At 71.0% G+C, this 18,795-nt stretch carries 18 protein-coding genes; 10 read left to right on the top strand and 8 right to left on the bottom strand.

Annotated features, from left to right (window positions below):
• The first annotated feature begins 50 nt into the window (after positions 1–50).
• Positions 51–1,322 carry a beta-ketoacyl-[acyl-carrier-protein] synthase family protein gene (locus tag LGI35_RS15995; RefSeq protein WP_116502272.1) on the top strand — a complete coding sequence of 424 codons (1,272 nt, stop codon included), beginning with the start codon at positions 51–53 and terminating at the stop codon, positions 1,320–1,322.
• 116 nt (positions 1,323–1,438) lie between these two features.
• Here LGI35_RS15995 and LGI35_RS16000 read toward each other — a convergent pair whose 3' ends face one another.
• Positions 1,439–1,933: a DUF3145 domain-containing protein gene (locus LGI35_RS16000; protein WP_227294500.1), complete on the bottom strand. Its 495-nt coding sequence runs from the start codon at positions 1,931–1,933 to the stop codon at positions 1,439–1,441.
• Positions 1,934–2,313: 380 nt separating this feature from the next.
• Here LGI35_RS16000 and LGI35_RS16005 point away from each other — a divergent pair, with 380 nt between their 5' ends.
• Together LGI35_RS16005 and LGI35_RS16010 are read left to right on the top strand one after the other, a co-directional pair.
• The gene (locus LGI35_RS16005) at positions 2,314–3,234 is read left to right on the top strand and encodes an SGNH/GDSL hydrolase family protein (RefSeq protein WP_227294501.1); all 921 of its coding nucleotides are present in this window, start codon (positions 2,314–2,316) and stop codon (positions 3,232–3,234) included.
• A gap of 31 nt (positions 3,235–3,265) precedes the next feature.
• Positions 3,266–4,258, top strand: a complete 993-nt coding sequence (locus tag LGI35_RS16010) for an aldose epimerase family protein (RefSeq protein ID WP_227294502.1) — start codon at positions 3,266–3,268, stop codon at positions 4,256–4,258.
• A gap of 85 nt (positions 4,259–4,343) precedes the next feature.
• Here the strand turns inward: LGI35_RS16010 and LGI35_RS16015 are convergent, their stop codons facing one another.
• Complete coding sequence (locus LGI35_RS16015) at positions 4,344–6,782, bottom strand: beta-glucosidase (protein ID WP_227294503.1); 2,439 nt, start codon at positions 6,780–6,782, stop codon at positions 4,344–4,346.
• Between the two features lie 94 nt (positions 6,783–6,876).
• Here LGI35_RS16015 and LGI35_RS16020 point away from each other — a divergent pair, with 94 nt between their 5' ends.
• Positions 6,877–7,494, top strand: coding sequence for a TetR/AcrR family transcriptional regulator (locus tag LGI35_RS16020; RefSeq protein WP_227294504.1), 618 nt, complete (start codon positions 6,877–6,879; stop codon positions 7,492–7,494).
• A gap of 19 nt (positions 7,495–7,513) precedes the next feature.
• Here LGI35_RS16020 and LGI35_RS16025 read toward each other — a convergent pair whose 3' ends face one another.
• From LGI35_RS16025 to LGI35_RS16045, 5 genes are all read right to left on the bottom strand, one after another.
• Entirely contained in the window at positions 7,514–7,843 is a 330-nt protein-coding gene (locus LGI35_RS16025) for a YrdB family protein (RefSeq protein ID WP_227294505.1), read from the bottom strand.
• 27 nt (positions 7,844–7,870) lie between these two features.
• The gene (locus LGI35_RS16030) at positions 7,871–8,680 is read right to left on the bottom strand and encodes an NAD(P)-dependent oxidoreductase (RefSeq protein WP_227294506.1); all 810 of its coding nucleotides are present in this window, start codon (positions 8,678–8,680) and stop codon (positions 7,871–7,873) included.
• 195 nt (positions 8,681–8,875) lie between these two features.
• Entirely contained in the window at positions 8,876–9,658 is a 783-nt protein-coding gene (locus LGI35_RS16035; RefSeq protein ID WP_227294507.1) for an EI24 domain-containing protein, read from the bottom strand.
• A 68-nt stretch (positions 9,659–9,726) separates the two neighbouring features.
• Positions 9,727–10,149: an organic hydroperoxide resistance protein gene (locus tag LGI35_RS16040; protein ID WP_100591911.1), complete on the bottom strand. Its 423-nt coding sequence runs from the start codon at positions 10,147–10,149 to the stop codon at positions 9,727–9,729.
• A 73-nt stretch (positions 10,150–10,222) separates the two neighbouring features.
• Positions 10,223–11,254 carry an NADP-dependent oxidoreductase gene (locus tag LGI35_RS16045; RefSeq protein ID WP_227294508.1) on the bottom strand — a complete coding sequence of 344 codons (1,032 nt, stop codon included), beginning with the start codon at positions 11,252–11,254 and terminating at the stop codon, positions 10,223–10,225.
• 89 nt (positions 11,255–11,343) lie between these two features.
• Between LGI35_RS16045 and LGI35_RS16050 the strand changes: the two genes are divergently transcribed.
• Entirely contained in the window at positions 11,344–11,817 is a 474-nt protein-coding gene (locus LGI35_RS16050) for a MarR family winged helix-turn-helix transcriptional regulator (RefSeq protein ID WP_227294509.1), read from the top strand.
• Positions 11,818–11,889: 72 nt separating this feature from the next.
• Here the strand turns inward: LGI35_RS16050 and LGI35_RS16055 are convergent, their stop codons facing one another.
• Complete coding sequence (locus LGI35_RS16055; RefSeq protein WP_227294510.1) at positions 11,890–12,570, bottom strand: SCO2400 family protein; 681 nt, start codon at positions 12,568–12,570, stop codon at positions 11,890–11,892.
• A 226-nt stretch (positions 12,571–12,796) separates the two neighbouring features.
• Between LGI35_RS16055 and LGI35_RS16060 the strand changes: the two genes are divergently transcribed.
• The 5 genes from LGI35_RS16060 to mmsA all read left to right on the top strand — a co-directional run bounded on the left by LGI35_RS16060 (position 12,797) and on the right by mmsA (position 18,791).
• On the top strand, positions 12,797–13,951 hold the full coding sequence (locus tag LGI35_RS16060; RefSeq protein WP_227294511.1) for a mandelate racemase/muconate lactonizing enzyme family protein: 1,155 nt from the start codon (positions 12,797–12,799) through the stop codon (positions 13,949–13,951).
• Positions 13,948–14,952 carry a zinc-dependent alcohol dehydrogenase gene (locus LGI35_RS16065; RefSeq protein WP_227294512.1) on the top strand — a complete coding sequence of 335 codons (1,005 nt, stop codon included), beginning with the start codon at positions 13,948–13,950 and terminating at the stop codon, positions 14,950–14,952. Before LGI35_RS16060 ends, LGI35_RS16065 begins: the two co-directional genes overlap by 4 nt.
• A 110-nt stretch (positions 14,953–15,062) precedes the next feature.
• Entirely contained in the window at positions 15,063–16,031 is a 969-nt protein-coding gene (locus LGI35_RS16070; protein ID WP_227294513.1) for a hypothetical protein, read from the top strand.
• 65 nt (positions 16,032–16,096) lie between these two features.
• A complete protein-coding gene (gene chvE / locus LGI35_RS16075; RefSeq protein ID WP_227294514.1) occupies positions 16,097–17,206 on the top strand; it encodes a multiple monosaccharide ABC transporter substrate-binding protein in 1,110 nt (369 codons plus the stop codon).
• A gap of 58 nt (positions 17,207–17,264) precedes the next feature.
• Positions 17,265–18,791 (top strand): multiple monosaccharide ABC transporter ATP-binding protein, encoded by a 1,527-nt coding sequence (gene mmsA, locus LGI35_RS16080; protein WP_423835770.1) that lies wholly within the window; start codon positions 17,265–17,267, stop codon positions 18,789–18,791.
• Positions 18,792–18,795: the final 4 nt, after the last annotated feature.

Below are 18,795 nucleotides of genomic sequence, written 5' to 3' on the forward strand. Positions count from 1 at the left end.
CCGGCGGTGGCGCCGCTGAATCCCTCGCATCCGTTGGAGAAAGAATTCCTGTGAGCCCGACCAATCGCACCGTGGTCGTCACCGGTATCGGCGCAACCACACCGCTGGGTGGCGACGCGACGTCCACCTGGGAGGGTCTGGTCGCCGGTCGTTCCGGTGTCCGTCCCCTCGAACAGGAGTGGGCCGCCGACCAAGCGGTCCGCATCGCGGCGCAGATCGCCGTGGAACCGAGCGAGATCATCCCGCGCCCGCAGGCCCGTCGCCTGGACCGCTCGGCGCAGTTCGCGCTGATCGCGGCCAAGGAGGCCTGGGCCGACGCCGGTTACACCGACAAGGCCGGTGAGGACCCGGCCGTCGCCCCCGACCGGCTCGGCGCGGTCATCGCCTCCGGCATCGGCGGCGTGACGACGCTCCTCGACCAGTACGACGTGCTGAAGGAGAAGGGCGTACGCCGCGTCTCCCCGCACACCGTCCCGATGCTCATGCCGAACGGCCCCTCGGCCAACGTCGGCCTGGCCGTGAACGCCCGCGCGGGTGTGCACACCCCGGTCTCCGCCTGCGCGTCCGGCGCCGAGGCCATCGGCTACGCGATCGAGATGATCCGCACGGGCCGTGCGGACGTCGTGGTCGCCGGTGGCACCGAGGCCGCCATCCACCCGCTGCCCATCGCCGCCTTCGGCAACATGATGGCGATGTCCAAGAACAACGACGACCCGCAGGGCGCCTCGCGTCCCTACGACGTCGGCCGGGACGGCTTCGTCCTCGGTGAGGGCGCCGGTGTCCTGGTCCTCGAGTCCGCCGAGCACGCCGCCAAGCGCGGTGCCCGCGTCTACGCGGAGGCAGTCGGTCAGGGCATCTCCGCCGACAGCCACGACATCGTCCAGCCGGAGCCGGGCGGCCGCGGCATCTCGCAGGCCCTGCAGAACCTGCTCGACAACACCGACCTCGACCCGGCCGAGATCGTGCACGTGAACGCGCACGCGACCTCGACGCCGGCCGGTGACGTGGCCGAGCTCAAGGCGCTGCGCAAGGTCTTCGGCGACGACACCGACCACATGGCGGTCTCCGCCACCAAGTCGATGACGGGCCACCTCCTCGGCGGCGCCGGCGGTATCGAGTCGGTCGCGTCGGTGCTCGCCCTGTACCACCGGGTGGCTCCGCCGACGATCAACGTCGAGAACCTCGACCCGGAGGCGGAGGCTGCCGCCGACATCGTCCGCGGTGAGGCTCGCAAGCTGCCCGTCGAGGGCCGCATCGCCGCGCTGAACGACTCGTTCGGCTTCGGCGGTCACAACGTCGTGCTGGCGTTCCGCTCGGTCTGACCCCCGCGTACACGTACGTAGCCGAAGGGGCCCCCACCATCACGGTGGGGGCCCCTTCGGCTATTGCGAACCACTACGTCTATTGCGTCTATTGCGAACCACTACGTTCGTACGCCTCACACCACCTGGTGCAGCCACCGCACCGGGGCGCCCTCGCCCGCGTAGCGGAAGGATTCCAGTTCGTCGTCCCAGGGCTTGCCGAGGAGCTTGGCGAGTTCGGCCTCCAGGTCCGTCTCGCCGCTCTTGGAGCGGGCGAGCGCGGCGCGCAGCCGGTCCTCGGGGATGAGGATGTCGCCGTGGATGCCGGTGACGGCGTGGAAGATGCCCAGTTCGGGGGTGGCACTGTAGCGCTCGCCCTCGGCCGTCGCGCAGGGTTCCGCCGTCACCTCGAAGCGCAGGAGCTGCCAGCCGCGCAGCGCGGAGGCCAGTTTGGAGGCGGTGCCCGCCTCACCGCGCCAGGAGAACTCGGATCTCCACGTTCCCGGCGCCGCCGGCTGGCGGATCCAGTCGAGGTTGATGCGCGCGCCGAGCACGCCCGCGACTGCCCATTCGACGTGCGGGCACAGCGCGCGCGGTGCGGAGTGCACGTACAGGACTCCACGTGTCGTCACCGGGACCTCCAGTGTGGGACGAGGTTCGCCTTCCCCGGCGACCTCGCGCCCGTGCCGAGCAGTTTTCCCCAAAGACCAGGTGAACCAGGGGAACCAGGAAAAATGGGACAGATGTGACGTGATGTAATTTAGCGGAAGCTGTACTGCGGGGTGTCACCGGGTCGGCCGACCGCCCTGTCGCTGCCGTGACAACAGTGGCCGGGCCGCCACGGGGCGAGGCTACCGTGTGGCGGCGCAAGGAGTGTGACGTACCGTCGGTCCCGGCGCCCTCAAACACCGACGTTTCACCCGCGGGGACTCAACCGCGGCGGGGTGCACGGCGTCACGTTCGACGACAGAGGCGCCGGCAGCGGCCAGAAGCGGTGAGAGAGGACAACGGGATGCGGATCCGAAGCCACCGGTCAGCTGCCGTCCAGGCCGCCGTCGCCGGTGTGACGGCGGTTCTGCTCGGCGCCGCGGGCCTCGCCGCGTGCGACGCGATCGGCGGCAACTCCCCGGTCCCGAAGGGCAGTACGGCCGGTACGAAGCCGTCCCCCAAGCCCACCCCCACGTGGGACACGAGCCCGCGCTCCGTTGCCGCCGTGGGCGACTCCATCACGCGCGGCTTCGACGCCTGCTCGGTCCTCACGGACTGCCCGGAGGTGTCGTGGGCGACCGGTTCCGACACCGGGGTGCGCAGTCTCGCGGTCCGGCTCCTGGGCAAGGACCGAGCCGCCACGCACAGTTGGAACTACGCGCGCACCGGCGCCCGGATGGCTGACCTTCCCGCGCAGATGGAGCAAGCGGCCGCGGTGTCGCCGGGCCTGGTGACGGTGATGGCGGGGGCCAACGACGCGTGCCGGCCGACACCCGCCTCGATGACGCCGGTCGACACGTTCCGCGCCGACTTCGAGGACGCGATGCGCACACTGCGGCGCGAGGTGCCCAAGGCGCAGGTGTACGTGTCGAGCGTGCCGGACCTCAAGCGCCTGTGGTCGGCGGGCCGGACGAACCCGCTGGGCAAGCAGGTGTGGAAGCTCGGCATCTGTTCGTCGATGCTGGCCGACCCGGACGACCTCGCCGCGGCGGCGACGCGGCGCCGGGCGTCGGTGCAGGACCGGGTGGTGGCGTACAACGAGGTGCTCCAGGACGTGTGCGCGAAGGACCGGCGGTGCCGGTACGACGGCGGGGCGGTCTTCGACTACCGGTTCGACGGGCGGCAGCTGAGTCACTGGGACTGGTTCCACCCCAGCAAGGACGGCCAGTCGCGGCTCGCCGCGATGGCGTATCGCCGGGTGACGGCCAAGGAGCCGATCACCTGAGCCAGGGGCTCCCGGGCGTAAGGTCTCGATCATGCGCAGCGAACTCTTCGGCACGCTCCCCGACGGCACGCCCGTCCACCGCTGGATCCTCGAACGCGACGGGGTGCGGGTGCGCGTCCTGACGTACGGCGGGATCGTGCAGTCGGCGGAGGTTCCCGACCGGGCCGGTGCCACGGCGGATGTGGCACTCGGGTTTCCCTCACTGGACGGGTACCTCGCCCATCCGGGTCCTTTCCTCGGCGCGCTGGTCGGCCGGTACGCGAACCGGATCGCGGGCGGCCGCTTCCCGCTCGACGGCCGGATCTACCACCTGGCGCAGAACAACGGGACGAACGCGCTGCACGGCGGCGAGCGCGGCTTCGACAAGCGCGTGTGGGACGCGGAGCAGCTGGAGCACGGTGTGCGCCTGCACCGGGTGAGCCCGCACGGCGAGGAGGGCTTCCCGGGGCGCATGGAGGTCTCGGCGACGTACACGCTCGACGAGGGCGGGGCGCTGCGGATCGCGTACGAGGCGGTGACCGACGCGCCGACCGTCGTGAACCTGACGAACCACTCGTACTGGAACCTGGGCGGCGCGGACTCCGGTGACGCGGCGGGCGGGCACGAGGTGCGGATCGCGGCCTCGCGGTTCACCGCGGCGGACGGGGACCTGATCCCGACCGGCGACTTCACCGAGGTGGACGGGACGGCCTTCGACTTCCGGGAGCCGCGGAAGCCGGGGCTCGGCCACGACCGGAACTACGCGCTCGACAAGGGAGTCACCGAGACACCGGTGGAGGTCGCCGAGCTGCACGACCCGGCGTCGGGGCGGACGCTGACCGTCGCGACGACCGAGCCGGGGCTCCAGCTGTACACAGCCGACCACTTCGACGAGACACTCCCGTTCGCGCCCGGCGCCGGCATCGCCCTGGAGACCCAGCACTTCCCGGACTCCCCCAACCGGCCCCGGTTCCCGTCGACGGAACTGAGGCCGGGGCAGGTGTTCCGGTCGGAGACGGTGTACGGGTTCGGCACCCGCGCCTGAACCGCGGGAGCCAGAGCCGGCACCGGAACCCGCACCCCCACCAGCCCGGGCACCCGCACCCGCCCTCGTCCCCGGCGGAATCCGCTCAGACCTTGACCCGCGTGCTCACACGGCGGTCCGCGACCGAGCGGCCCGCCTCGACCTCGTACGTGCCCGGCTGGTGGGCCCACGCGTCGGCGTTCTCGTCCCAGATCTCGAAGGCGCGGCGCGGCAGCGGGACCGTGACCTCGACGCTCTCGCCGGGTGCCGCCTCGACGCCCGCGAAGCCGGCCAACCAGCGGGCCGGGCGGGCAGGGTCGGCCTGTTCGGGCGCCAGATAGACCTGGACCACCTCTCGGCCGGACCGCGCGCCGGAGTTGCGCACCCGGACCACGGCCGTCGCGCCCGCGTCCCGCACCTCGATCCCCTCGTACGTCCAGTCGGTGTAGCCGAGGCCGTGGCCGAAGGCGTACGACGGGGTGGCGCCCGACCGCTCCCAGGCGCGGTAGCCGATGAACACGCCCTCGGTGTAGGCCAGCCGGCCGTCGGTGGGGGTGACCTCGGTGACGGGTGCGTCGTCGAACGTGCCCCAGGTGGTGGGCAGCCGGCCGCCGGGCTCCTCGGCTCCGGTGAGGACGTCGGCGAGGGCGTCACCGCCCTCCTGGCCGGGGAACCAGCTCAGGAGCACGGCCGCGACGTCCTCGCGCCACGGGAGTTCCACCGGGGAGCCGGAGTTCACGACCACGACGGTGTTCGGGTTGACGGCGGCGACGGCGCGGACGAGGTCGTCCTGGCGGCCCGGCAGGCGCAGGTCCTTGCGGTCGAAGCCCTCGGACTCGACGCGTTCGGTCGTGGCGACCACGACGACCGCGGTGTCGGCGGAACGCGCGGCCTCGACGGCCTCGGCGATCAGCTCGTCGGGGTCGCGCTGCGGCTCGCGGTGGACCAGCGAGAACGCGACGGCCTGAAGCGGGGCGCCCTCGGGCTTGAAGACGACGTAGCGCAGGGACACGTCGACGGTTTCGCCGGCGACGAGGTCGACGTCCCCGCGGCCGACGGGGCTGCCGAAGAACGCCGCGAACGGGTCGGCGGCGGAGGCGAGCGGCTGCTCCCCGTCGAAGAGGACCTGACCGGCGACGGTGAGCGTGAAGCCCCCGATGCCCTGGGTGCCGAAGGTGTGCGGCCCGGAGGCGCGCGGGGTGAAGGTGCCGGTGAACTCGACGGTGTCCAGGGTGTCGTGGGTGACGCCTTCGGGCAGGTCGGCGCCGATCCACTGGATGCGGCCGCCGGGCACGGAGGCGGTGCCGATGACGTCGCCCGCGGCGTCCAGGCAGCGGGCACGCAGCTCGAACCCGGCGCCCGCGGCGGCGAGTTCCTCGTTCGGGTCGGCGCCGATCGCGTACGTGAGCGTGCCCTCGGGGAGCGCGCCGGTCAGTCCGTCGAGCGGGGAGACGACGTGGGCGGGGAAGACGGTGGCGGAGCCGCCGCCGAGGACGCGGGCGTCGCGTGCGGCGGCGCCGATGAGGGCGACACTGCCGTCCGAACGCAGCGGAAGCGCACCGGAGTTGCGCACGAGGACGAAGGCGCGACGGGCGATCTCGCGGGCGAGTGCCTCGCCGTCGATCTCGGCAGGGGTGTCGGTGACCACGGGCTCGGCGCCTTCCAGGATGCCGACGCGGGCGGCGAGGCGCAGCACGTTGCGCACGGCCTCGTCGACGGTGGACTCCTCGACCTCTCCGGCACGGACGGCGGCGGCGAGCGCGGGCCCGTACACCGTCTCCGGGCCGGGCATGGCCACGTCCAGGCCGCCCTCGATGTCGCCGGTCGTGGAGCGGGCGGCCATCCAGTCGGAGACGTTGAAGCCGTCGAAGCCCCATTCGCCGCGCAGCACCTCGTTCACGAGGTAGCGGTGCTCGGTCATCGTCGTGCCGTTGACCGTGTTGTAGGCGGTCATGATGCCCCAGGGGTGGGCGTTCTCGACGATCGTCTCGAAGGGGGCGAGGTAGAGCTCGCGCAGTGCGCGGGCGCTGACCACGTTGTCCACGGTGAAGCGGTCGGTCTCGGCGTCGTTGGCGACGAAGTGCTTGACGGTGGTGCCGACTCCGCCGGACTGCACACCGCGTACGTAGCCGGTGCCGATCGCGCCGGTCAGGTACGGGTCCTCGCTGTATGCCTCGAAGTGCCGGCCGCCGACGGGCGCGCGGTGCAGATTGACCGTCGGGGCGAGCAGCACGTGCACGCCCTTGCGCCGGGCCTCCTGGGCGAGCAACCGACCTGCCCTGCACGCGAGTTCGGGGTCCCAGGTGGCGGCGAGCGCGGTCGGCGAGGGAAGGGCGATCGAGGGGTCGTCGGCGGTCCAGCGGATGCCGCGGACGCCGATCGGGCCGTCCGACATCACGAGGGACGCGAGGCCGATGCCGGGGACGGCGGGCAGGGACCACATGTCCTGCCCGGCGAGAAGACCCGCCTTGGTGTCGAGGTCGAGCTTGCCGAGTGCGGCCTCGACGACCGCCTCGCGTGCCTGGTCCTGCTGGGTGTCCGCCACGACGGCGCCTCCTCGTTGAAGTCCGGCCCTTGTCCGTCATCCTGCACCCATTACCTGTAGATCGGTAGGTTTCGTTATCTCGCCGTTATGATTGATGTCGTACGGTGACGGCATGGGTACGAGAACCGCCAGGAGCGAAGAACGGCGCGCGGAGATCCTCCGTGCCGCCCTGGAGGTGATCGCCGAACGCGGGTACCGCGGCGCGACACTGGGGGCGGTGGCCGAGCGCGTCGGGCTCACGCAGCAGGGGCTGTTGCACTACTTCCGCACCAAGGAGGCGCTGCTCGTCGCGGTCCTGGAGGAGCGCGACCAGTGGGACGCGGTGCCGGACAGCCGGTGGCGCCTCGACCTGCTCGCCTCACTGGTCGAGTACAACGCGATGCGTCCCGGCATCGTCCAGACGTTCTCCGCGCTGCTCGGCGAGAGCGTCACGGAGGACCACCCGGCACGGCCCTACTTCACACAGCGGTACGGGAACGTGCGGGAGAGCATGGCCTCCGTGCTGCGCACCGAGTACGGGGAGCGGCTGCCCGGCGGCCTCACACCCGAGCGGGCGGCGCCGCTGCTCGTGGCGGTGATGGACGGGCTGCAGTACCAGTGGCTGCTGGACCCCGAGTCGGTCGACATGCCGGGCGCGTTCCGCGACTTCCTGGCACTCATCGAAGGCGACCCGGGTGACAGGAGCGACACAGGGGACGCAGACCCCGGGTGAACTCCCGTGTGCGCGGCGGCTACTGGCGCCAGACGACCGCGAGCGTCTTGCTCACCGCGCACACCAGGACGTAGGCGATGGCCCAGCCGACGGCCCCGGCCAGCAGGAGCGCGGCCGCGCCCGCCCCGAACCACACCAGCTCGAAGGCGACCCGTCCCGCACCCCGCGTCTTGTACGACGCCTTCTGGGACCCGAACAGCGCCCACAGCGTGATCATCACGGCGATGACCCCGAGGCCGAGCAGCCAGGCGAGCGGGGCAGAGACGTCGCGGGTGAACCCCCAGCGCCCGACGGCCCCGAGCGCCGCCAGTTCTATCAGGAAGAGCACACCCAGGTTCGCCGTCTTCATGGGCGCAGTATGCCCCGGCCTGACGGCCTACCGCTCGCGGATACGGGTGACGGCTCGCGCGATGTCCTCGTGGGCGAGGGACGGGTCCGCCGCGGCCTTCTTGAAGTGGCCCAACACGGCTTCCATCGCGGGGAGTTCGGTGGTCCCGGTGGCCAGGGCGATGTCCTTGACGGCGAGGTCCGAGCCGAAGTGCACGCCCTGCGCGAAGGCACGGGCGACGGCTCCGCCGAGAGGGCCCGCGGCGAGGGCGCCCTTCGCGACGTCCTCGGGCAGGCCGAGGGCGTCCGCGAGCGCCATGGCCTCGGCGACCAGGCCGACGCCGCCGATGACGGCGGTGTTGACGACGAGTTTGAGTGCGGCGCCGGAGCCGGGCGCGCCGGTGCGGGTGACCGTACCGAGGTGGGCGAGTACGCCTTCGATCCGGTCCGCGTCGCCGCCCGCGAGGATGCCGAGCTCGCCCGACTCGGCCTTGTCGGTGCTGCCCATGACCGGGGCGTCGACGAGGGTCACCCCGTCACCGAGGCGGGCCGCCAGCTGCCGTACGGCCTCGGGCCCGATGGTCGACATCTCCGCCCAGCAGGTGCCGGGCCGCAGCTCGGGCGCGATGGCGTCGGCGACCTCGGACACGGCGTCCGGGGTGGCGAGCATCGTGATGACCACATCCGCGTCGCGCACGGCGTCGGCGGGGCTGTCGGCGAGTACGGCGCCCCGTTCGACGAGCGGGGCGGCTTTCGCCGGGGTGCGGTTCCAGACGGTCAGCGGGTGTCCGGCGTCGAGGAGATGGCGGGCCATGGGCGCGCCCATGTGGCCGAGGCCGAGGAAGGCGATCTTTTCCATGCTCCGACGCTAGCCCGTGCCCGCGCCCCGAGGCGTCAATGCACGGCCGGTTCGCGGGATTCCGGCGTCGGCGCGGCGGCCGGTTTCCCGGGCCCGCCGTCGGCGCGGCGGCCGGTTCCCCAGGCCCGGCTCCGGCACGCGGCCGGTTCCCCGGGCTTCCGCGTCAGCGCGTGGCCGGTTCCCCGGGCTTCCGCGTCAGCGCGTGGCCGGTTCCCCGGGCTCCGGGGCCGGTTCCGGGGTCGTCTCACCCAGCAGGTCCCGGGCCATCAGGGTCGCGCCCGCCACCGCTCCCGGCATCAGGAACACCGCGACGACCGGCACCAGGAAGGCGACCGCGAGCGGCGTGCCGAAGCCCCAGGCGAGGCCCTTGCGGGAGCGCAACAGGGCGAGGCGCTCGCGGAGTTCGACGCTGCGGCGCTGGAGCGCGACCGCGGCGAGCTCCTCCGTGAGGAAGAAGCCGGTGACGAAGAAGCCGAGCACCGGGACGACGGTCTGGCCGACGAACGGGACGAACCCGAGGGCGAAGAGCAGGACGCCCCAGAGCGCGGCGCGCACGAGGATCCGCAGGCTGTCGCGGGCGGAGACCCACAGTTCGCGCCAGAGCGGGAGGCCCGACTCGGGCGCGTGGCCGCCCTCGGCGAGGTCGACCTTCTCCGCCAGGGACTCGTAGAAGGGCTGGCCGATCAGGAGGGTGACGGCGGTGAAGGCGAGGACGGCGAGCAGCAGGACGAGGGCGAAGAGCACGGCGGTCAGGAAGCCGCGGAACAGGCCGGCCCACGGCGACGTCCAGTCGTCGGCGAAGGGGGTCGCCCAGGTGACGAAGTCGTCACCCCACAGGGCCAGGCAGATCAGCGCGGCCGCGTACAGGACGAGGGTGATCAGGCCGGGCAGGAGCCCCATGCCGAACTGCTTGCCGTGCTGGGAGACCCAGCGCTGGCCCTTCATCAAGTAGCCGAAGCCCGCCCCGAGATCACGCATGGGCACCACCCTATGGGACCGGCCCGCACCCCTTGCGCGGGGTGCGGGCCGGGACCGGGTCGCATCGGTCACACCGAGAGCGTGACCGTGATGTTGCCGCGGGTGGCCTTGGAGTACGGGCACACCTGGTGGGCCTTCTCGACCAGGGACTTGGCGGTGGCCTCGTCCACGTTCGGGATCTTGGCGGCGATCTCGACGATGAGGCCGAAGCCCTCGTCGTTCTTGCCGATGCCCACGTGCGCGGTGACGGTCGAGCCGGAGATGTCGGCGTTCTCCTGGCGGGCGACCACGGCGAGCGCGCCCTGGAAGCAGGCGCTGTAGCCGGCGGCGAACAGCTGCTCCGGGTTGGTGCCGGCGCCGCTGCCGCCCTGCTCCTTGGGCGGGTTCACGACGACGTCGAGCTTGCCGTCGTCCGTGGAGACGCGGCCGTCACGGCCGTTCTCCGCGGTGGCCACGGCGGTGTAGACGACGTCCGACTGCTGGATGGGCATCCCGTACTCCCTCATTCGATCCGGTAGGCGGAAAGAGATTACCGAATCCCGGAAGGAATGAGCGTGACCGGGGTCACTCCCCCAGCTTGACGACCATCTTTCCGATGTTGTCGCCGCGCAGAACCCCGAGGAACGCCTCCAGGTTGTTCTCGATGCCCTCGACGACGGTCTCGCGGTACTTGAGCTCGCCGGAGCGGATCCAGGCGCCGACCTGCTGCACGAACTGCGGCTGGAGGTCGTAGTGGTCGCCGACGAGGAAGCCCTCGATGCGACCGCGGGTCTGGATCAGGCGGGACAGATTGCGCGGGCCGGGGGCGGCCTCGGTGTTGTTGTAGACCGAGATCGCGCCGCAGATCGCGATGCGCCCGTCCCGGTTGAGCTGGCCGATCGCCGCTTCGAGGTGGTCGCCGCCGACGTTGTCGAAGTAGACGTCGATGCCGTCGGGGGCCGCCTGCTTGAGCTGCTCGAAGACGGAGCCGTCCTTGTAGTTGAACGCCGCGTCGAAGCCGTACTCCTCGATGAGGAGCTTGACCTTCTCGGCCGAGCCGGCCGAGCCGACGACGCGGCCGGCGCCGAGGAGCTTGGCGATCTGGCCGACCTGGCTGCCGACGGCACCGGCCGCGCCGGAGACGAAGACCGTGTCGCCCTCCTTGAAGGAGAGGGTGCGCAGGAGACCCGCGTACGCGGTCAGGCCCGTCATGCCGAGGACACCGAGGTACGCCGACAGGGGCGCGGCCTGCGGGTCGACCTTCACGGCCTGCTTGGCGTCGAACGTGGCGTACTCGCGCCAGCCGTTGAAGTGCAGCACGTGGTCACCGACGGCCACCCCCTCGTCGTTCGAGGCGACGACCGCGCCGACCGCGCCGCCCTGCATCGCCTTGCCGAGCTCGTACGGGGCGACATACGACTTGGCGGCGCTCATGCGGCCGCGCATGTACGGGTCCACGGACACGTACAGGTTCTTGACGAGCACCTGGCCGGGGCCGGGCTGGGGGATCTCCACCTCGGCGAGCTGGAAGTCCTCGGGCTTGGGCCAGCCGACCGGGCGGCTGGTCAGGTGCCACTCGCGGCTGGTGGCGGGGATCTGAGGGGTGTCGACAGACATGGCGGGGCGCCTCCTGATTGCTTCACTTACTGAAACAACCATGCTCCTCGATATTTCATAGTGTCAAGTAAATGGGTACTCTGGAGTACATGGCCGCAAGCAGCTCCGCCCCGAAACACGTGACAGACGACCCCGTGACAGCCGATCCGGTGACCGCCGACCTGGTCGAGCTCATCGGCACGCTGGTCTCACGTCACTACAAGGAGTACGAGCAGGCCGCCGGGGGCCAGGGACTCACCACGGCGCAGGCGCGGGTCCTCGACCTGCTGTCCCGCGAGCCGATGCCCATGCGGCGCATAGCCCAGCAGGTGAACTGCGAGCCGTCGAACATCACCGGGCTCATCGACCGTCTGGAAGCGCGAGGCCTCGTCGAGCGCCGCCCCGACCCGGCCGACCGGCGCGTGAAGCTGGCCGCGCCGACGGAAGAGGGCGTGCGGATGGCGCGCGGCGTGCAGGGGAACCTGGGCTTCGCCCGCGGGGCCCTCGCCTCACTGACCGGCGAGGAGCGGGACGCGCTGCGCAGGCTCCTCGCCAAGATGATGGACGGCGACGCCACGGCCTGACGCCGGCCGCGGCGTCCGGCGACAAGCCGTGACTCCCGCCGGGAAATCGACGTCGGCCGCCAGGCCCAGCCCTCAGGTGCACCACCACAGGAAGCGGTCGCACGTCTTCGTCGGGGTGGGCTGCGGCGGGGGCGGTGTCGTGGTGGGCGCAGGGGCGGGCGTGCCGGGGCCGGCCGGGGTGTCCGGGGTCGGGGTGGCGGCGGGCACCGAGGTGGCGCGCCCCTCGGTCCCTTCTTCCGTCTCCCCCGTCTTCTTGTCTTTGCCGTCCTTCGCGTCCTCGGACTCCGACGCGGACGGGGAGGGGGACGCCGATGCGCTCGACGCCCGGGGGTCCGCCTCGGCCGCCGCGGCGCCGGTCGGGGTGGCGGCCGCCGAGGAAGCGGCGGCCTCCGCCTCCTGGTCGGCGGCCTCCTCGGCCGACGTGGACGAGCCCCGCCCGTCGCCGTCCGCCGACGACTCGGTGCCGAGTTCCGCGAAGCTGAGGCCGCCCGCGGCGAGCGCGAGCCCCGCGGCGGCGATCACGATCTTGTTGCGCCGGCGCCGGTGGGCCCTGCGGGCGCCGCGCTCACGGCGTTCCCTGCGGGAGCGGCGGGTGTGCGTGGGCTCGTCGGCGTAGGGGGCGCCGGCGTTCTCGGCCGACTCCTGTGCCGCGATCGCCTCCGCGTGCTCGCGGCAGGCTTCGGCGGGCGTGCCGCACCCAGGGCAGGCGAGGGCGCCGTTGAGGTGCCTTCGGCACGGGTGGCAGTAATCCATGACGCATGGAGGCTAGGCGCAGCGCCGGTAACGGAAAAAGCCGGTGCTGTGAATGTTCTGTGCGGAACCGCGTGTTCCGAAGAATTGACCCTCCATACGGCTTCTGTGCACGACGTACCGGGCGATCCGGTGCGCGAACCATTGACACCTCGCACGCGCCTCCTTACTGTCACGCCAAGATTTCGAACGCATGACGAAATATCGAACGTCGCAGGGGGCAACTGCCGTGCGCATCACGGGAATCAGCACACACGTGGTCGGGACGCCTTGGCGCAACCTGACCTACGTCCAGGTGCACACCGACGAGGGAATCACCGGGGTCGGCGAGACCCGGATGCTGGGCCACACCGACGCGCTCGTCGGCTATCTGAACGAGGCTCAGGCCAACCACATCATCGGCTCCGACCCGTTCGCGACCGAGGACCTCGTGCGGCGCATGAAGTACGGGGACTACGGGCGGGCCGGAGAAATCGTGATGTCCGGCATCGCGGTCGTCGAGATGGCCTGCTGGGACATCAAGGGCAAGGCGCTGGGCGTGCCGGTGTGGCAGTTGCTCGGCGGCAAGGTGACGGACCGGGTCAAGGCGTACGCGAACGGCTGGTACACCACCGAGCGCACCCCGGAGGCGTACCACAAGGCGGCGCGGGCCGTGATGGAGCGCGGCTACCGGGCGCTGAAGATCGACCCGTTCGGCACGGGGCACTACGAGCTGGACCACGAACAGAGCCTCTACGCCGTGTCGTTGATCGAGGCGGTGCGCGACGCGATCGGGCCCGACGCCGAGCTGATGCTGGAGATGCACGGCCGGTTCTCGCCCTCCACCGCCATCCGGCTGGCGCGCGATCTCGCTCCCTTCAAACCCGCGTGGCTGGAGGAGCCGGTGCCGCCGGAGAACCTCAAGGCGCTGGAGAAGGTGGCCGCGAAGGTGGACGTCCCGGTCGCCACGGGTGAGCGGATCCATGACCGGATCGAGTTCCGTGAGCTGTTCGAGAGCCAGGCGGCGGACATCATCCAGCCGGACGTCGGCCACATCGGTGGCATCTGGGAGACCCGGAAGCTGGCGGCGACGGCGGAGTCCCACTACGTGCTGGTCGCCCCGCACAACGTGGGCGGTCCCGTGCTCACCGCGGCCTCGCTCCAAGTCGGCTTCACCACGCCGAACTTCAAGGTCCTTGAGCACTTCAACGACTTCGCGGACGCGGACATCAAGAAGGTGGTGAAGGGCGCGCCGCAGGTCGATCCGGAGACCGGGTGCTTCGAGCTGTCGCACGAGCCGGGGCTCGGGGTGGAGCTGGACGTGGACGCGGCGGCCGAGTTCCCGCAGCAGCAGGCTCGGTTCGACCTGTGGGCCGAGGGCTGGGAGAAGAGGCAACCGAAGTGAGCCGCTCGGTCGTCGTCGAGGCGCCGGGCGCGCACCGGATCGTCCCTCACGGGCCGACGCCGCCGGGCGCCGGCGAGGTGCTGGTCCGCGTCCACGCCGTGGGCATCTGCGGCAGCGACCGCGAGGTGTACCAGGGCAACCGGCCCGAGGGGTACGTGCGGTACCCGCTCACCCCGGGCCACGAGTGGTCCGGCACCGTCGAGGCCGTCGGGCCGGGCGCCCCGGAGTCGCTCGTCGGCAGGAAGGTCGTCGGCGAGGGCTTTCGCAACTGCCAGGTCTGCGACCGGTGTCACGCCGGCGAGACCACGCTGTGCACGGCCGGGTACGAGGAGACCGGGTTCACGCAGCCCGGCGCCATGGCCGCCACGCTGACCCTGCCCGCCCGTCTCCTGCACGTCCTGCCGGACGACGCCGACCTGACGGCGGCCGCACTGCTCGAACCCGCGGCCTGCGTCGCCGCGGCCGCGCTCAAGGCGGACGCGCGGCCCGGCGAACGGGTCGCCGTCGTCGGCGCGGGCACCCTCGGCATGTTCGCCGTGCAGTTCCTCGCGGCGAACTCCCCCGCCGAGCTCCTCACCGTCGACACCCGGCCCGAACGGGCCGTCCTGGCTCGGCAGTTCGGAGCGACGGACTTCCGTACGCCCGGCCAGGGGCTGCCCGGCGACTTCGACGTGGTGATCGAGACCGCCGGGTCCGCGGACTCGGCCCGTACCGCGGCGTCGCTGCTGCGGCGCGGGGGGCGGCTCGTCCTCACCGGGCTCCCGGCGTCCGGTGCGGCGGGGCTCGATCCGACCGGCCTCGTCGTGCGGCAGCTGGAGGTGCGGACCGTGTTCGGGGCGCCGCCGGCCGCTTGGGCGCACGCCGTGCGGGTCTTCGGTGCGGGGCTCCTGGATCCGCTGCCGCTGGTGACGCACGAGCTGCCGCTGGATCAATTCCCGCACGCCATCGAGCTGGTGGGATCCGGTGACCCGAAGGTGGGCAAGGTGCTGCTGCGCCCCTAGCCCCGGCCTGCCACCGGCCCCTGCCGCCCAGCACCTTCCGGGCGTGCCCGCACCCACCGATCCGAACTTCGTTCGGAATACCGAACAACACCGAACGTGAAGGACTGCCCGTGACCGACTCCCTCTCTCCCCGCCGCCCCGGCGAACCCGCCCTCGCGGCCCTGGGCCTGTCCGCCCCCTCCACCGACGACAGCGACACCTCCCCGCACGCCTTCCCCGACGGCGGCACCTGGCGCACCGAGATCCCCTCCGTCGAGGGCCCCGAGGCACTGGCCGTCGTCCTCAAGGAGTCCTCGCGCCTCGACGTGCCGGTCCACCGGATCAGCCAGGGCAGCGGCGTGTGGATGCTCACCGACGCCGAGATCACCGAGATGGTCGAGTCGGCCGCCGAGCGGGACATCGAACTGTGCCTGTTCACCGGACCGCGCGGCACCTGGGACACCGGTGCCTCCGTGCGCACCGACTCGCACGGCGCCGGCCTGCGCGCCCGTGGCCACGACGCCGTCGCCGGATGCGTGGAAGACGCCGTCCGGGCCACGGAGTTGGGCGTGAAGTGCCTGCTCGTCGCCGACGAGGGCGTGCTGTGGACGCTGCACCGGGCGCGCGAGCAGGGGGTGATCCCCGGTGACACCACGCTCAAGGTCTCCGCGCTCATCGGCCCGGTCAACCCGGCCTCCTACGCCGTCTTCGAGCGGCTCGGCGCCGACTCGCTCAATGTGCCGAGCGACCTGACACTGGCCCACCTCACCGAGATCCGCCGGGTCTCCGCCGCCCCCATGGACCTGTACGTCGAGGCGCCGGACGACCTCGGCGGCTATGTACGGATGTACGAGATCGCGGAACTGATCCGCCGCGGGGCGCCGCTGTACCTGAAGTTCGGGCTCGCGAAGGCCCCCGCCATCTACCCGTACGGCGCCCACCTGCGCGACGTCACTCTCGACACCGCCCGTGAGCGTGTGCGCCGCGGCCGGCTCGCCCTCGACCTGCTGGCCCGGCACGGCGCGGACGGCGGCATGTCGCCGCTCGGCTCGCGGCTGCCGGGCACTCTCGACCGTTTCCCGCTGACCGTCTCCCACTGAATCTCCGCCGGCGTTTCCCGCTGACGTTTCCGCTCCCCCGACGCGACCGACAAGGACTGATGACCATGCGCAACCGCAGAAGTGCCGTTTCCGCCGTGGCGGGAGCCGCCGCTCTCGCCCTCGCCCTGACCGCCTGCGGGCAGAGCGGTGAGGGCGGCAGCAAGGAAGCCAAGGACAAGAAGGAGATGACCGTCGGCATCGCCATGCCGACCAAGTCCTCCGAGCGCTGGATAGCCGACGGCAAGAACATGGTCACCACGCTGCACAAGGCCGGCTACAAGACGACCCTCCAGTACGGCGAGGACGACGTCGACCAGCAGGTCCAGCAGCTCGAGGGCATGATCACGCAGGGCGTGGACGCGCTGGTCATCGCCGCGATCAACGGCGACGCGCTCTCCAACGTCCTCAAGGAGGCCCATGACGCGAACATCCCCGTCATCTCCTACGACCGCCTCCTGCTCAACTCCCCCTACGTCGACTACTACGCCTCCTTCGACAACGAGAAGGTCGGCCGGCTCCAGGGCACGTACATCACCGAGAAGCTGGGTCTGAAGGACGGCTCCAAGAAGGGGCCCTTCAACATCGAACTGTTCGCGGGCTCGAACGACGACAACAACACCAAGTACTTCTTCAACGGCGCGATGAAGGTGCTCCAGCCCTACATCGACAAGAAGCAGCTCGTGGTCAGGTCCGGCCAGACGGCGCTCAACAAGGTGACGACGCTGCGCTGGGACGGCGGCACCGCGCAGAAGCGCATGGACGACCTGCTCACCTCGTCCTACTCCTCGGCCAAGGTGGACGCCGTCCTGTCCCCGTACGACGGCATCTCGATCGGCATCCTGTCCGCGCTCAAGTCCGACGACTACGGCTCCGCGAGCAAGCCGCTGCCCGTCGTCACCGGGCAGGACGCCGAGGTCGCCTCGGTGAAGTCGATCGTCGCGGGCCAGCAGACCCAGACCGTCTACAAGGACACCCGGGAGCTGGCCAAGGTCGCGTCCAGCATGGTCGACGCGGTGCTGAAGGGGAAGAAGCCGCAGATCAACGACACCACGTCGTACAACAACGGCAAGAAGGTCGTGCCGTCGTACCTGCTCCAGCCGGTGAGCGTCGACAAGAGCAACTACCAGAAGGAGCTCATCGACACCGGCTACATCAAGGCGAGCGACCTCAAGTAGCCCGCCCACACCACCGGTCCACACGGAGCAGAAAGGCACGACCATGGCGGGACCCGTCCTGGAAATGCGCTCGATCGTCAAGACCTTTCCCGGCGTCAAGGCGCTCGCGGACGTCTCTCTGAGCGTGCGCGCGGGCGAGGTCCACGCCGTCTGCGGGGAGAACGGCGCCGGGAAGTCGACGCTGATGAAGGTCCTCAGCGGCGTTCACCCGCACGGCAGTTACGAGGGGGAGATCCTCTTCGAGGGCGAGCCGTGCCGGTTCAAGGACATCGGGGCGAGCGAGAAGCGCGGCATCGTGATCATCCACCAGGAGCTCGCCCTGGTGCCGTACCTCTCACTCGCCGAGAACATCTTCCTCGGCAACGAGCACGCCACGCGAGGCGTGATCAGCTGGGGCGAGACCCTGAAGCACGCCACGGACCTGCTGCGGCGGGTCGGTCTGAACGAGCACCCGCAGACCCGCGTCGCCGACATCGGCGTCGGCAAGCAGCAGCTGGTCGAGATCGCCAAGGCCCTGTCGAAGGAGGTGAAACTGCTCATCCTCGACGAGCCGACGGCCGCGCTCAACGACGAGGACAGCGGCAAACTCCTCGATCTGATCCTGGAGTTGAAGGGCCAGGGCATCACCTCGATCATCATCTCGCACAAGCTCAACGAGATCGCCCGGGTCGCGGACTCCGTGACGGTCATCCGCGACGGGCACTCCATCGAGACGCTCGACGTGAAGGCCGCGGAGACGACCGAGGAGCGGATCATCCGCGCCATGGTCGGCCGCGACCTCGACCACCGCTTCCCGGAGCGCACCCCGCACCCGCAGGACCACACGGCGGCGCCGGCCCTCGAGATCCGCGACTGGACCGTCTTCCACCCCATCGACCAGCAGCGCAAGGTCGTCGACTCGGTGTCCCTGAACGTGCGCCGCGGGGAGATCGTCGGCATCGCGGGGCTGATGGGCGCGGGCCGCACGGAACTCGCGATGAGCGTGTTCGGGCGGGCCTACGGGAAATACGCGGGCGGCAGCGTCCTCAAGGACGGCACCGAGATCCGTACCCGCACCGTCCCCGAGGCGGTCGGCCACGGCATCGCGTACGTCACCGAGGACCGCAAGCACTACGGCCTCAACCTCATCGACTCCATCAACCGAAACATCTCGCTGAGCGCGCTGCGCAAGGTCGCCCGGCGCGGGGTCGTCGACGAGCACGAGGAGCGGAAGGTCTCCGAGGGCTTCCGCAAGTCCATGAACATCAAGGCACCCAACGTCTCCGAGCCCGTGGGCCGGCTGTCCGGCGGCAACCAGCAGAAGGTCGTCCTCAGCAAGTGGATCTTCGCGGGGCCCGATGTGCTGATCCTCGACGAGCCGACCCGCGGCATCGACGTCGGTGCGAAGTACGAGATCTACACGGTGATCGACCAACTGGCCGCCGAGGGCAAGGCCGTTGTCTTCATCTCCTCCGAACTGCCCGAGCTGCTCGGCATGTGCGACCGGATCTACACGATGTCGGCCGGACGGCTCACCGGTGAGGTCCCGCGAGCGGAGGCCACCCAGGAAGTGCTGATGCGGCACATGACCAAGGACAAGAGGTAGGACC

The organism is Streptomyces longhuiensis (assembly GCF_020616555.1).
Taxonomy (GTDB): domain Bacteria; phylum Actinomycetota; class Actinomycetes; order Streptomycetales; family Streptomycetaceae; genus Streptomyces; species Streptomyces longhuiensis.